Source organism: Candidatus Dorea massiliensis AP6 (assembly GCF_964245105.1).
In the GTDB taxonomy this organism is placed as follows: Bacteria; Bacillota; Clostridia; order Lachnospirales; family Lachnospiraceae; genus Laedolimicola; species Laedolimicola intestinihominis.
Genome location: NZ_CAXTKW010000012.1, coordinates 38,701 through 53,218 on the forward strand (window position 1 = coordinate 38,701; position 14,518 = coordinate 53,218).

Genomic DNA, 14,518 nt, shown 5'->3' on the forward strand with positions numbered 1-14,518 from the left:
TCGTTGTATAGTACCAATAAAGTCAGAGCAGGACGCTGCACTGAAGAATAATAATTGAAAATTCCAAACAAGCGAGTTCAAGGATCTGGAGGGATAGGTATGAGCCAACAGAGCATGGGATTGTATGACCCGCGATTTGAGCACGATAACTGTGGTATCGGTGCAGTGGTCAACATCAAAGGATTGAAAAGTCACGAGACCGTGGCGAACGCATTGAAAATTGTAGAGAACCTGGAACACAGGGCCGGCAAAGACGCCGAAGGTAAGACTGGAGACGGAGTAGGAATCTTATTACAGATATCACATAAGTTCTTCTCCCAGGCAGTCAAACCTCTCGGCGTCTTTTTAGGTGAAGAAAGAGATTACGGTATCGGAATGTTCTTCTTCCCCCAGGATGAGCTGAAGCGCAACCAGGCCCGGAAGATGTTCGAGATCATTGTGGAAAAAGAGGGCATGGAGTTCCTGGGCTGGAGAGAGGTTCCAACCGTACCGTCCGTTCTCGGAACCAAGGCGCTGGAGAAGATGCCGTGCATCATGCAGGGCTTCGTGAAGCGTCCGGCGAATGTGGAAAAGGGACTGGATTTCGATCGAAAGCTCTATGTGGCCCGCCGGACCTTTGAGCAGTCCAACGACGATACCTACGTGGTATCCCTTTCCAGCAGAACCATTGTATACAAGGGCATGTTCCTGGTACATCAGCTGCGTTCCTTCTTCCAGGATCTGCAGGATGAAAATTACGAATCGGCCATCGCCATCGTACATTCCCGTTTCAGTACCAACACAAACCCCAGCTGGGAGAGAGCTCATCCCAACCGTTTTATCGTACACAACGGCGAGATCAACACCATCCAGGGCAACGCGGACAAGATGCTGGCCCGGGAGGAAACCATGGAGTCCAGCCATCTGAAAAAAGATCTGAACAAGGTGCTTCCGGTGGTTAATGCATCCGGTTCCGACTCCGCCATGCTGGATAATACCCTGGAGTTCCTGGTTATGAGCGGTATGGATCTTCCGCTGGCCGTCATGATTACCATTCCGGAGCCCTGGGATAACAACAAGGCCATGTCTCAGAAAAAGCGTGATTTTTACCAGTATTACGCTACCATGATGGAGCCCTGGGACGGCCCGGCATCCATTCTGTTCAGCGACGGCGATGTGATGGGAGCTGTTCTGGACCGCAACGGCCTTAGGCCTTCCCGTTACTACATCACCACCGACGACACCCTGATTCTTTCCTCTGAGGTGGGCGTCCTGGACATCGACCCGACGAAGATTGTCATCAAAGAGCGTCTCCATCCTGGAAAAATGCTTCTGGTGGATACAGTCAAAGGTGAGGTCATCGACGACGAGCATCTGAAAGAAAAATACGCTTCTGCGCAGCCCTACGGCGAGTGGCTGGACAGCAACCTGGTACAGTTAAAGGATCTGAAGATCCCCAATGAAAGAGTACCGGAGTTTTCCGCAGATGAGCGCAGAAAACTGCAGAAGTCCTTTGGATACAACTACGAGGAATACCGTACCTCCATCCTGCAGATGGCCCAGAACGGAGCCGAGGGTATCGGAGCCATGGGTATCGACACCCCGCTGGCGGCATTGTCTGAGGAGCATCCGCCGCTTTTTAACTATTTCAAGCAGCGGTTCGCCCAGGTTACCAATCCGCCCATCGACGCCATCCGTGAGGAAATCGTCACCTCTACCACCGTGTATGTGGGCAAGGAAGGAAATGTGCTGGAGGAGACCCCGGAAAACTGCAGACTGCTTCGCATCAACCATCCGATTCTGACGAACACGGATATCCTGAAGATTAAGAGCATGAAGGTTCCGGGCTTCAAGGTAGAAGTGATTCCGATTACCTATTATAAAAATACCAGCCTGAAGAAGGCCATGGATCGTTTGTATGTGGAGGCGGACCGTGCTTATCGGGACGGCGCGAATATCCTGATTATCTCCGACCGGGGCGTGGATGAGAACCATGTGGCGATTCCGTCCTTGCTTGCGGTATCCGGACTGAACCAGCATCTGGTTACCACCAAGAAGCGTACCGGCGTGGCGTTGATTCTGGAGAGCGGCGAGCCCAGAGAGGTACATCATTTCGCAGCACTTTTAGGCTACGGCGCCTGTGCTATCAACCCCTATCTGGCACAGGAGACCATCCGGGAACTGGTATCATGCAAGCTGCTGAATAAAGATTATTACGCAGCCGTAGACGATTATAACAGCGCGGTACTTCATGGCATCGTAAAAATCGCTTCCAAGATGGGTATTTCCACCATCCAGTCCTATCAGGGCTCCAAGATCTTCGAGGCCATCGGTATCGACAAGGATGTGGTGGACGAGTACTTCACCAATACCGTCAGCCGTGTGGGCGGCATCACTCTGGCAGACATTGAAAAACAGGCGGACGAGCTTCATTCCGCAGCCTTCGATCCCCTGGGACTGAATGTGGACCTGACGCTGGAGAGCGTGGGACGCCATAAGAGCAGAAGCGGCGGCGAGAAGCATCTGTACAATCCGCAGACCATCCATCTGCTGCAGGAGTCCACAAAGCGGGGCGACTACAAGATGTTCAAGGAATATACGGAGCTTATCAACGGGGAAAATAACCGCGGTTATCTCCGCAGGCTGATGGACTTCAACTATCCGAAGAAGGGCGTACCCATTGAGGAGGTAGAGAGCGTGGACTCCATCGTGACCCGGTTTAAGACCGGAGCCATGTCCTACGGATCCATCTCCCAGGAGGCCCATGAATGTCTGGCCATCGCCATGAACACTCTGCATGGCAAGTCCAACTCCGGTGAGGGCGGTGAGAGCCTGGAGCGTCTGGAAATCGGACCGGACGGCCTGAACCGCTGTTCTGCCATCAAGCAGGTGGCTTCGGGACGTTTCGGCGTAACCTCCAGGTATCTGGTCAGCGCCAAAGAGCTGCAGATCAAGATGGCCCAGGGCGCGAAGCCCGGTGAGGGCGGCCATCTGCCGGGCGGAAAGGTGTATCCGTGGATTGCCAAGACCCGTCACTCCACGCCGGGCGTGAGCCTGATTTCCCCGCCGCCTCATCACGATATCTATTCCATTGAGGATTTGGCGCAGCTGATTTATGATTTGAAGAATTCAAACCGGGACGCACGGATTTCTGTGAAGCTGGTTTCCGAGGCCGGCGTGGGAACTGTCGCAGCCGGTGTAGCCAAGGCCGGAGCCCAGGTTATCCTGATTTCCGGATACGACGGAGGTACCGGCGCGGCGCCCAGAAGCTCCATCCACAACGCGGGACTTCCCTGGGAGCTGGGACTGGCGGAGACTCACCAGACTTTGATCATGAATGGTCTGCGAAGCCGTGTCCGCATTGAGACCGACGGCAAGCTGATGACCGGAGAGGATGTGGCCATCGCGGCCATGCTGGGAGCCGAAGAGTTCGGCTTCGCCACAGCGCCGCTGGTAACCATGGGCTGCGTCATGATGCGTGTCTGCAACCTGGATACCTGCCCGGTGGGCGTGGCTACCCAGAACCCGGAGCTGAGAAAACGGTTCCGCGGAAAACCTGAATATGTCATCAACTTCATGCGCTTTATCGCGCAGGATCTCCGGGAGTACATGGCCCGTCTGGGCGTGCGCACCGTGGACGAGCTGGTGGGACGCTCCGACCTTCTGAAGGTCCGCGAGGGACTGACCGGCCGTCAGGCGGAGATTGACTTAAGCAACATCCTGAACAACCCGTTCGCAGGTAAGGGCCAGAAGGTTATCTTTGATCCAAAGCTGGTCTACAACTTCGAACTGGAGAAGACCCTGGATCAGAAGGTTCTGTTCAAGCAGCTGCTCCCGGCCCTGGAAAATGGCACCAAGCGCAGCATCGAGCTGGATGTGGGCAATACGGATCGTGCTTTCGGCACCATGTTTGGTTCTGAGATCACCAAGCGGTATCCGGAAGGCCTGGAAGAGGATACTTTTACGGTAAAATGTAAGGGCGCGGGCGGACAGAGCTTCGGAGCCTTTATCCCGAAGGGTCTGACTCTGGAACTGGAGGGCGACAGCAACGACTATTTCGGCAAGGGTCTGTCCGGCGGCAAGCTGGTGGTTTATCCGCCCAGAGGCGTACACTTCAAGCAGGATGAAAATATTATCATCGGAAATGTGGCTCTCTACGGCGCCACCAGCGGCAAGGCTTACATCAACGGCGTGGCCGGCGAGCGTTTCTGCGTCCGTAATTCCGGCGCGGTAGCAGTCGTCGAGGGCGTGGGCGACCACGGCTGCGAGTACATGACCGGTGGCCGGGTGGCCGTTATCGGCAAGACGGGCAAGAATTTCGCCGCAGGTATGAGCGGCGGCGTGGCTTATGTGCTGGATGAGGACCGCGACCTGTATACAAAGCTCAATAAGAGTATGGTTCTGATTCAGGAAGTGACCGATAAATACGACGTGCTGGAGCTGAAGGGCATGATCGAGGATCATGTGGCTTACACCAACTCCGAGAAGGGCAAGGAAATCCTGGCGAACTTTGGAGAGTATCTGCCCAAGTTCAAGAAGATTATTCCGCGGGATTACCAGCGGATGCTGATGACCATCGTCCAGATGGAGGAGAAGGGCTTAAGCAGCGAGCAGGCACAGATTGAAGCATTTTACGCAAACCAGCAGAAATAAGGAGGGGAGCATCATGGGAAAACCGACAGGATTTATGGAGTATGACCGGGTAAATCCGAAAGCCCAGTATCCGAAGGAACGTATCAAGCATTTTAATGAATTCCATACCCCTCTTTCCAAAGAGGAGCAGGAAAAACAGGGAGCGCGTTGCATGTCATGCGGCGTCCCCTTCTGCCAGGCAGGTATGATGATTGGTGGCATGGCTTCCGGCTGTCCGCTGCACAACCTGATCCCGGAGTGGAACGATTTACTGTATATGGGCAACTGGGAGCAGGCCTACAAGCGTCTGAAGCGCACCAGCAGCTTCCCGGAGTTCACGGGACGGGTGTGTCCGGCTCTCTGCGAGAAGGCCTGTACCTGCAACCTGAACGGCGATCCGGTATCCACCAAGAGTAACGAATTAGCCATCATTGAAAATGCCTACAAAGAGGGCTACGCCGTACCGACGCCGCCCACGAACCGTACCGGCAAGAAGATCGCGATTATCGGAAGCGGTCCTTCGGGACTGGCAGCAGCGGATCAGCTGAATCACAGAGGCCATTCTGTGACGGTGTTCGAGCGCTTTGACCGGGTAGGCGGACTTCTCCGCTATGGCATTCCGAATATGAAGCTGGAGAAGCACATCATTGATCGGAAAATCGACATGATGAAGGCTGAGGGCGTGGAATTTGTAGTCAATACGGATGTAGGTAAGGATAAGAAGGCGGCAGAGATTCTGAAGGATTACGATCGTGTGATTCTGACCTGCGGCGCTTCCAATCCCCGGGACATCAAGGTGCCGGGCCGAGAGCTGAAGGGAATTTATTTCGCGGTAGATTTCCTCCGGGCCACCACCAAGAGTCTGCTGGATTCCAATTTCGCTGACAAGAAATTCATTTCCACCAAAGGGAAGAACGTGATGGTCATCGGCGGAGGCGACACCGGAAATGACTGTGTGGGAACCTCTATCAGACTTGGCGCAAAATCCGTCATCCAGCTGGAAATGATGCCGAAGGCTCCGGATACCCGGACTCCGAATAATCCCTGGCCCGAATGGCCGAAGGTCTGCAAGACCGATTACGGCCAGGAGGAAGCTATCGCTATGTTTGGCTCCGACCCGCGTATCTATACCACCACCGTTAAGGAGTTCATCGGCGACAAGGCTGGTAATCTGAAGAAAGCCGTCTGCTGCAAGCTGGAGAGTAAGACGGACGAGAAGACCGGCCGTATGATGATGGTACCCATCGAGGGCAGTGAGTTCACCCTGGATGTGGACGTGGTGCTGATCGCCGCAGGCTTCCTGGGAAGCCAGGACTATGTAACCAAGGCCTTTGGCGTGGAGGTCAATGCCAGAACCAATGTCAACACCGCTCCGGGCCAGTACAAGACCAACGTGGACCGGGTCTTCACCGCAGGAGACATGCACCGGGGTCAGTCCCTGGTAGTTTGGGCCATCCGCGAGGGCCGAGAGGCCGCCTGCGCGGTGGACCTGGATCTGATGGGATATACGAGCCTGCAGGTGCAGTAAATAAACAGCGGGAGAAAGAGAAGCGTCAAAAACTTCTCTTTCTTTTTACGTTCTGATTTTAAATGAGAAAAATCTGCGGATTGGAAATTATGATTAATGGATAATCAGAATCCTGAATTGACAAGGAAAATTTAACGCTATATAGTAAGGAATAGGATAGATTTTAGTAACTGTTCAGGTACTGAATAGTTACAAATTTTATTCCAAAGAATCAATGGAGGTAAAACAATGAAAAAAGTTATCGCTACAACCAATGCACCCGCAGCCATCGGCCCCTATTCCCAGGCCATCGAGTATAATGGTATGGTATACGCATCCGGCCAGATTCCGGTAAACCCGGCTACCGGCGAGGTAGAGTCTGACAACATCGAGGGTCAGGCAGATCAGTCCCTGAAGAATGTGGGAGCTATCTTAAAAGAGGCAGGTCTCGACTACAGCAACGTGATCAAGACCACCTGTTTCCTGGCAGACATCGCGGATTTTGCCAAGTTCAACGAGGTATACAGCCGCTATTTTAAGGAAGAGGCTCCGGCCAGATCCTGCGTGGCAGTGAAGGACCTGCCCAAGGGCGTGCTGTGCGAGGTAGAGGTTATCGCGGGAAGATAAAAAATGAGATGAAAGAGGGAGCGCTGGGAGGCGCTTCCTTTTTTCGTTACGCTCCGCACAGCTCGCTCAGAGGATGAAAGGTATACCCCATCTCTTCCCATTTCGTCAGTAATTCATCGAGAATCTCCCCATTGGTTTTCGAGGTATTGTGAAGCAGCACCACGGCGCCCGGGTGGACGCGGGTCAGGAGCTTGTCGAAGGCCTGCTCATGGGTGGGCTGGTCATCCTGCTTCCAGTCCACGTAGGCCAGGCTCCAGAAGAAGGTGCGATAGCCCAGATCTTTGGCCATCTGCAGATTCTTTTCGCTGTAAATGCCCTGGGGCGGCCGATAGTATTTCGAGATGGGCTCGCCGGTCACTTCCTGGTAAAGAGCTTCCAGGGACTTCAGCTCCTTCGCGAAGTCCGCTTCGGTACTGATTTTGGACATATCCGGGTGGTGGTAAGTATGATTGCCCACCGTATGTCCCTCTGCCAGCATCCGTTTTACCAGATCCGGGCTGGTATCCAGATAATTGCCCACCACGAAGAAGGTGGCGGGGGCGTCGTGCTTCTTCAGGGCGTCCAGAATGGCGGGCGTATTCCCATTTTCAAATCCGCAGTCAAAGGTCAGATAAATCTTTTTTTCATCCGTTTCTTCTATGTAATAGGCATTGTACTCCCGGAGAGCTGCCGGGGACGCGTTCCCGGTGGGCTGTGCGCCGGGTTCGCCAAAGCCCAGTCCCCAGCTGGTGGAAGCTGCTCCGGATACAGGGAGTAGTGCAGCACTTCCGTCCGAAATGCGCGCGACGCCCTGACCGCCGAAATAGGCCAGGGTCAGCAGCAGGGCAATCCCGCACAGGCGCAGGAACAGGTGAGCAGACATGGAAGCGACAGGTTTCATGGGCAGACTCCTTCGACTTGTAGTTTTACAGTATATGTGAAAATCAGAAGGTATATGAACGCAGGATTGCGTTCACAGGAAACCGCATTTCACAGTTTTTCCATAATTCTCCCATAATCTGAACACAAAGTTCCGATATGATAACAGCATCAACAGAAGAATAAAAGCATTGACGCCGGATGCGGAAGGCTTTCGGGGCGTAAATGGAGGTATAAGATTATGAAGTATGCGAAATTGTTGGCGATGGGTTGTGCTGTGGCATTGGCGACAGTGGGAATGACCGGTTGTACAAAGACAACGGCAGATAGCACACAGACGTCTGAGGCAGAAGAGAGCGAGAGCGTAACTGCGCAGGTGACAGCGGTAGACGGCAATACGGTGACGGCGGACCTGGGCGCGATGGCCAGCGGGGAAGCACCGGAGAAACCGGACGGAGAGAGTACAGACGGGGAAGCTCCAGAGAAACCGGATGGAGAGGCACCGAGCGGTGAGGCTCCCGCAAAGCCGGACGGAGACAGCTCAGACAGCCAGGCACCTTCGGATAATGGCAGTGGAAACGGTGGCGCGCCAAACGGAGCCCCGGACGGCCAGGGTCAGGCGCCTTCCATGTTCACCGCCTCCGGCGAGTTCATCACATTTACATTGACGGATGACACACAGATTACGGTAGAACAGCAGGACGGTAAGACCACAGATGGAACGGCAGCTGACATCAAAGAGGGCAGCGTCCTGGAATTGAGCCTGGACGCAGACAACAATGCGCTGATGGTGGTTGTGAAGAACGCAGGCGGTCCGGGTGCGGGCGGTAACGGAGATCCCGGCCAGAGCAGCGACGCTTCCAACGGAACGGCGGCAACTACGATAGATTCCGACACCACTGCAGACGGCAAAACCTACAGCTCCACCGGAGACGATGAGAATGCCCTCCGGGTGGACGGAGCCACAGCAGAGCTTACGAATATCACGGTAAATAAGACGGAAGGTTCTTCCTCCAGCGCCGACAATGGAGATTTCTATGGCATGAACGCAGGCCTGCTGGCCCAGAATGGAGCCAATGTTACCATAAAAAATGCCACGGTGAATACCAGTGTGAAGAACGGCAACGGCGTATTTAGCTACGGAACCGGAACCACGGTCAATATTTCTGATTCCACCATCCGTACTACCGGCGACTGTTCCGGCGGCATTCAGACCACCGGCGGCGGAACCACCAACGCAGCCAATCTGGATGTGGAAACCCAGGGAAACTCTTCCGCAGCCATCCGCAGTGACCGGGGCGGCGGAACTGTGGATGTCAAGGGCGGCAGCTATGTGACCAACGGCACCGGAAGCCCGGCAGTCTACAGTACCGCGGACGTCAGCGTATCCGACGCAACACTGATTGCCAACAACAGTGAAGCCGTGGTCGTAGAGGGCAAGAATTCAGTCTCCCTGACAGACTGCAATGTGACCGGCAATATGACCGGCACCTACGGGGATGACAGTGAGAATATCCATAACATTATGATTTACCAAAGCATGTCCGGAGACGCAGAGGTAGGAGAGGCTAACTTTACGGCGGAGGGTGGCGTTATCACGGCAAAGAGCGGCGACATGTTCTATGTGACCAACACAGACTGTGCCATTTCTCTTAAAAACGTGGTATTCAAGCTGGCAAATGAGGTATTTTTAAGAGTCGAGGGTAATTCTTCCAGCAGAGGCTGGGGAAAGGAAGGCGCGAATGGCGGCGATGTGGTTCTGGACGCGGCGGATCAGGAGATTGACGGCCAGATTCTGGTGGATGACATTTCCACTTTGAAGCTGAATTTGACGGAGGGCAGCAGCTTTACCGGCTGTATCAATCCGGACGGCGCAGAGGGCACCGTAGACGTGACCTTAAGTAAGGATTCCACCTGGACACTGACCGGCGACAGCTACGTGAGCAGCTTCACCGGGAGTACGGATAACGTGATAGCAAACGGTTATCACCTTTATGTGGATGGTGAGCAGGTGCTGTAAACCCGCTCGATGTGCATGGCCAGATAGCCGATCTCCATCTCGTCGAAGGTAAGACCGGTGGAAGCGGCCAGACGGTCGCAGACAGAGGTGGCTAGGGCGTAGGATTTGGGAAATTTAACAGACATATAGTCGTTCATATTCACCTTCAGATCTTCGCCGGTGACACCCCGGGCGACCATGTATTTGATATGATTCATGAGACGATTGTAGGCAAGGGAGAGTACGTCGATGTGCTCTCCTGTTTCCTGCTCCAGCATGTCGACGCACTCCCGGACGGCCTGTGCGGTCTGCATGGCCATGGAGATCTTCTCATCCTCGATGGCAGAGTGGACGTGGAGAGCCACGTAGCCCACCTCGTGGTCGTCGAGGGAGAGACCCAGACGATCGCGGAACAAATCCTTGATAAGGAGAGCCGTTTTAAATTCACTGTGGAATAGGGTGCGGATGTCGTCGGTCAGAGGATTGCTGATCTGTTCGCCGTTTCGGACCCGGGAGGCTGCGAAGGACAGATGATCGGCCAGGGGCAGCATGACCCGGCGATCCACGGTGCCGAAGCGGCTTTCGGCTTCCCGCATAACCGCGTCGGCCATCTCGATAAATTCCGGAGCCACATTCCGGGCCAGAGATTTCGCGGAACCCCGTTCCGTATCATCTGCCAACCGGTACATGGACGCCCCTTCCGGCTTCTCAAACCGCTCCGAGACCTTCTTCCCGAAGCCAAGCCCCTTTCCCAGCAATACATATTCCTGATTATCATCCATATCAATGGCGATGACGCCGTTATTATTCAGAACTCTGCTCACCCGATACATAATGGAATCTCCCCCGTAAACGATGTTAAAATTATGGTAACAAATAGAAGGAAAAATGTAAAGGGGAGAACGGAAAGGAAATATTTTTTGTTCGGCTGCAACTGACTCGGCTGCAACCGAATAAAATTTGTTATAAAATCACGAGCAATTTGAAAAATCCGCTTGACTTTCCGGTAAATCATGTTGTATACTCACCTTGCATTAAGTGTGTAACTGTTCGGCAGGCATTAACTTGGCATAGATATCACAAATATTTTTGTATGTTTATGTAGGGTTACTGTCTTTTTTTGTGCCTAAAAATCCGGTTATCCGGAGAATCGGGATTTGACCGCACAGATGAATAAGCTCTTGCATAAACGTCAAAAATAAGATTGCATTTCAAGGAGAGAGAAAACAATGAAAGACAAGATTTTTGGCGTATTGCAGCGGGTGGGACGCTCCTTCATGCTTCCCATCGCCATTCTCCCGGTAGCGGGTCTCTTACTGGGTATCGGCAGTTCTTTTACCAATGAAACCACCATTGCCACCTATGGCCTGACTGCCATTCTGGGCAAGGGTACCATTTTAAATTCCCTGTTAATTATCATGAATCAGGTGGGCAGCGCCGTGTTCAATAACCTGCCGCTGATCTTCGCCGTGGGCGTAGCCATCGGTATGGCCTACAAAGAGAAAGAAGTATCCGCCCTTTCCGCACTGATTGCCTTCTTCGTTATGAATACTGCCATTAACGCCATGCTGCAGGTCAACGGTGAGATTCTGGCCGATGGAACCATTTCTGCGGATGTGCTGGAAGGAACCATCACCTCCGTGTGCGGCATCCAGTCCTTGCAGATGGGCGTCTTCGGCGGTATCATCGTGGGCCTTGGTGTAGCGGCTCTGCACAACCGCTTCCATATGATTGAGCTTCCGAACGCCTTATCCTTCTTCGGCGGCTCCCGTTTCGTCCCGATTATTTCTACGGTAGTATATATGTTCGTCGGCATCGCCATGTACTTCGTATGGCCGGTGGTACAGAACGGCATCTACGCCCTGGGCGGCCTGGTAACCGGCAGCGGCTACATCGGAACCCTGATTTTCGGTATTATCAAGCGTGCGCTGATTCCCTTCGGACTGCATCACGTATTCTACATGCCCTTCTGGCAGACTGCAGTGGGAGGCACCATGGAAGTGGCAGGACAGCTGGTACAGGGCGGCCAGAACATCTTCTTCGCCCAGCTTGCTGATTCCGCCAACGTGGCGCACTTCAGCGCAGACGCAACCCGTTACTTCTCCGGCGAGTTTATTTTCATGATCTTCGGTCTGCCGGGCGCAGCCCTGGCCATGTATCAGTGCGCAAAGCCGGAAAAGAAAAAACAGGCAGGCGGCCTTCTGCTGTCCGCAGCTCTGGCCTGCATGTTCACCGGAATCACAGAGCCCCTGGAGTTTTCCTTCCTGTTCGTAGCGCCGGCCCTGTTCGCCGTACAGGTAATCCTGGCCGGTTCCGCCTACATGATTGCCCATATGCTGAACGTTGCCGTAGGTCTGACCTTCTCCGGCGGCTTCCTGGATCTGTTTCTGTTCGGAATCCTGCAGGGAAATGAGAAGACAAGCTGGCTTCGCATCATCCCGGTGGGCATTATTTACTTCATCCTGTACTATGTGATCTTCACCTTCCTGATCAAGAAATTCGACTTCAAGACCCCGGGCCGTGAGGACGACGATGAGGAAACCAAACTGTATACAAAAGCAGATGTAAACGCGAAAAACGCGGCAAATAATACAACTTCCGGCACAACTTCCGCCGACCCGGTCAGCGAGACCATCACCAGAGGCCTGGGCGGCAAAGCCAACATCACCGGCGTAGACTGCTGCGCCACCAGACTGCGCCTTACCGTAGCAGATTCATCTAAAGTAAATGAGGCCCTGATTAAAACCACCGGATCCCGCGGCATCATCATCAAAGGCCAGGGCGTCCAGATCATCTACGGACCCCAGGTAACGGTTATCAAGGCAAAGCTGGAGACTTATCTGGAGACTGCGCCGGATACCTTCGAAGAGGAAACCGCGGCGGAGAGTACAGACACAGCATTCACCACAGAAGCTACAGAGGAAGCAGCAGCGTCCGCAGAAGAAAGTATCGTTTCCACCACCATCATTTCCAGCCCCATCACCGGATTGGCTACCGCTCTGGAGAACGTGCCGGATGAAGGCTTCGCAGGCAAAATGATGGGCGACGGCGCAGCCGTAACCCCAGAAGATGCCATCATCTGCGCACCGGAAGACGGCGAGGTAGTCTTCGTGTTCGACACAAAGCATGCCATCGGCTTCCAGACGGACAGCGGAGTAGCCCTGCTTCTCCACATCGGCATCGACACTGTAAATTTGAACGGAGAAGGCTTTGAAGTCTTCGTAGAAAACGGCCAGAAGGTCAAGAAAGGCGAACCGCTCATGAAGATCGACATCGACTTCCTGAAGAGCCACGCGCCTTCCCTCTGCTCCCCGGTACTCTGCACCGAGCTTGCCCCGAACCAGCGCATCCGCCAGATCGGCGACGGCGAGATCAAAGCAGGCGAGCCTCTGTTTGCAGTGGAGACCCTGGCATAACCCATTTATAATATATAAAAAAGCGATCCACCCCGTAGGATAATACATTCTTTTTATTGAAAACGTATATCCCTGCCGGGACAGAAAAAATATCCCCCAGAGGGAACGTTAGCTCATTTTCCGTAGGGACGAGCAGGTTGGCAGCATCTGAAGGAGGCCCTGTTTGAGGGCCTTGGCCCGAGTTGGCCGGTCAGATGCGAATAAGCCGCCTGCGAGGAGTAGGAAAATGTGCGTGTTCCCGACGGGGGATATTTTTTCTGTCCCGGCAGTACACAACATGAAAAAAAATGCATCTCCCAGTTGAAAAAACACGATTTATGTTCTATAGTAATAATAATACGGAATTTTCTACACTAAAGTAACGCATCAAAGGGGAGATGAAAAAATGAACTTAAACTTAGCAGTCATATCCGGCGACGGCATTGGGCCGGAGGTCGTGCGGGAGGCAAGAAAAGTCCTTGACCGCATCGCAGAAAAATATGGACATGAGATTCATTACACAGATTTACTGATGGGCGGAGCATCCATCGACGTTCACGGCGTACCGCTCACCGACGAAACCATCGAAAGCGCCAAAAAGAGCGACGCAGTTCTCATGGGCTCCATCGGCGGCAACGCAGCCACCTCGCCCTGGTACAAGCTGCCGGCAGACCGTCGCCCCGAGGCAGGGCTTTTAAAGCTTCGTAAATCCTTAGGCCTGTTCGCAAATCTGCGCCCGGCTATCCTGTATAAAGAGCTCCAGGACGCCTGCCCGCTCCGCAAGGACATCAGCGACAAGGGCTTCGATCTGATGATCATGCGCGAGCTGACCGGAGGTCTCTACTTTGGAGCCAGAGAGACAAAAGAGGTAGACGGCGTCATGACTGCCATCGACACCCTGACCTATAACGAGCATGAAATCCGCCGTATCGCAAAGCGCGCCTTCGACATCGCGGGCAAGCGCAGAAGGAAAGTATGCAGTGTAGATAAAGCCAACGTGCTGGATTCTTCCAGACTCTGGAGAAAAGTCGTGGAAGAAGTGGCAAGGGAATACCCGGATATCGAGCTGACTCATATGCTGGTAGACAACTGCGCCATGCAGCTGGTCAAAGACCCGGCCCAGTTTGACGTCATCCTGACCGAGAATATGTTTGGTGATATCCTCTCCGATGAAGCCAGCATGGTAACCGGTTCCATCGGAATGCTGGCCAGTGCCAGCCTGAACGACACCAAATTCGGTCTTTACGAGCCAAGTGGCGGATCCGCCCCGGACATCGCGGGACAGAATATTGCGAACCCCATCGCAACCATCCTGTCCGCAGCTATGATGCTGCGTTACAGCTTCGACCTGGATAAAGAGGCAGACGCCATTGAGCAGGCCGTCCAGCAGGTACTGACAGAGGGGTACCGCACCGGAGACATTATGTCCGAAGGCTGCAAGAAGGTAGGAACCACAGAGATGGGCGACCTGATTGCAGAGAGAGTATAATACAGTATTTATTATAGAAGGAGAACGAAAAG

Annotated in this window: 8 protein-coding genes; 6 read left to right on the forward strand and 2 right to left on the reverse strand. The window is 53.7% G+C overall.

The features are described 5' to 3' along the window. Positions 1-99 precede the first annotated feature (99 nt). From gltB to ACESZP_RS12965, 3 genes are all read left to right on the forward strand, one after another. Positions 100-4,632 (forward strand): glutamate synthase large subunit, encoded by a 4,533-nt coding sequence (gltB, locus tag ACESZP_RS12955; protein ID WP_178037948.1) that lies wholly within the window; start codon positions 100-102, stop codon positions 4,630-4,632. 13 nt (positions 4,633-4,645) lie between these two features. Continuing rightward, positions 4,646-6,139, forward strand: coding sequence for a glutamate synthase subunit beta (locus tag ACESZP_RS12960; RefSeq protein ID WP_499709191.1), 1,494 nt, complete (start codon positions 4,646-4,648; stop codon positions 6,137-6,139). Positions 6,140-6,367: 228 nt separating this feature from the next. Continuing rightward, positions 6,368-6,745 (forward strand): Rid family detoxifying hydrolase, encoded by a 378-nt coding sequence (locus ACESZP_RS12965; protein ID WP_178037950.1) that lies wholly within the window; start codon positions 6,368-6,370, stop codon positions 6,743-6,745. Between the two features lie 46 nt (positions 6,746-6,791). Here ACESZP_RS12965 and ACESZP_RS12970 read toward each other — a convergent pair whose 3' ends face one another. Next, positions 6,792-7,625: a delta-lactam-biosynthetic de-N-acetylase gene (locus ACESZP_RS12970; protein ID WP_499709192.1), complete on the reverse strand. Its 834-nt coding sequence runs from the start codon at positions 7,623-7,625 to the stop codon at positions 6,792-6,794. A gap of 219 nt (positions 7,626-7,844) precedes the next feature. Here ACESZP_RS12970 and ACESZP_RS12975 point away from each other — a divergent pair, with 219 nt between their 5' ends. Next, positions 7,845-9,623: an autotransporter outer membrane beta-barrel domain-containing protein gene (locus tag ACESZP_RS12975; protein WP_499709193.1), complete on the forward strand. Its 1,779-nt coding sequence runs from the start codon at positions 7,845-7,847 to the stop codon at positions 9,621-9,623. On the opposite strand, the gene ACESZP_RS12980 is transcribed toward ACESZP_RS12975, so the two are convergent. Beyond that, on the reverse strand, positions 9,596-10,435 hold the full coding sequence (locus tag ACESZP_RS12980; RefSeq protein ID WP_499709194.1) for a PRD domain-containing protein: 840 nt from the start codon (positions 10,433-10,435) through the stop codon (positions 9,596-9,598). The genes ACESZP_RS12975 and ACESZP_RS12980 overlap by 28 nt on opposite strands. Before the next feature lie 396 nt (positions 10,436-10,831). Between ACESZP_RS12980 and ACESZP_RS12985 the strand changes: the two genes are divergently transcribed. Further along, complete coding sequence (locus tag ACESZP_RS12985; RefSeq protein ID WP_499709195.1) at positions 10,832-13,018, forward strand: PTS sugar transporter subunit IIABC; 2,187 nt, start codon at positions 10,832-10,834, stop codon at positions 13,016-13,018. Between the two features lie 385 nt (positions 13,019-13,403). Then, positions 13,404-14,486: a 3-isopropylmalate dehydrogenase gene (gene leuB / locus ACESZP_RS12990; RefSeq protein ID WP_178040047.1), complete on the forward strand. Its 1,083-nt coding sequence runs from the start codon at positions 13,404-13,406 to the stop codon at positions 14,484-14,486. The last annotated feature ends 32 nt before the right edge of the window (positions 14,487-14,518 follow it).

What these genes read in the sequence shown, in the direction of transcription:
- gltB (WP_178037948.1), top strand. Translation starts at nt 100, where the DNA reads ATGAGCCAACAGAGCATGGGATTGTATGACCCGCGATTTGAGCACGAT.
- ACESZP_RS12960 (WP_499709191.1), top strand. Translation starts at nt 4,646, where the DNA reads ATGGGAAAACCGACAGGATTTATGGAGTATGACCGGGTAAATCCGAAA.
- ACESZP_RS12965 (WP_178037950.1), top strand. Translation starts at nt 6,368, where the DNA reads ATGAAAAAAGTTATCGCTACAACCAATGCACCCGCAGCCATCGGCCCC.
- ACESZP_RS12970 (WP_499709192.1), bottom strand. Translation starts at nt 7,625, where the DNA reads ATGAAACCTGTCGCTTCCATGTCTGCTCACCTGTTCCTGCGCCTGTGC.
- ACESZP_RS12975 (WP_499709193.1), top strand. Translation starts at nt 7,845, where the DNA reads ATGAAGTATGCGAAATTGTTGGCGATGGGTTGTGCTGTGGCATTGGCG.
- ACESZP_RS12980 (WP_499709194.1), bottom strand. Translation starts at nt 10,435, where the DNA reads ATGTATCGGGTGAGCAGAGTTCTGAATAATAACGGCGTCATCGCCATT.
- ACESZP_RS12985 (WP_499709195.1), top strand. Translation starts at nt 10,832, where the DNA reads ATGAAAGACAAGATTTTTGGCGTATTGCAGCGGGTGGGACGCTCCTTC.
- leuB (WP_178040047.1), top strand. Translation starts at nt 13,404, where the DNA reads ATGAACTTAAACTTAGCAGTCATATCCGGCGACGGCATTGGGCCGGAG.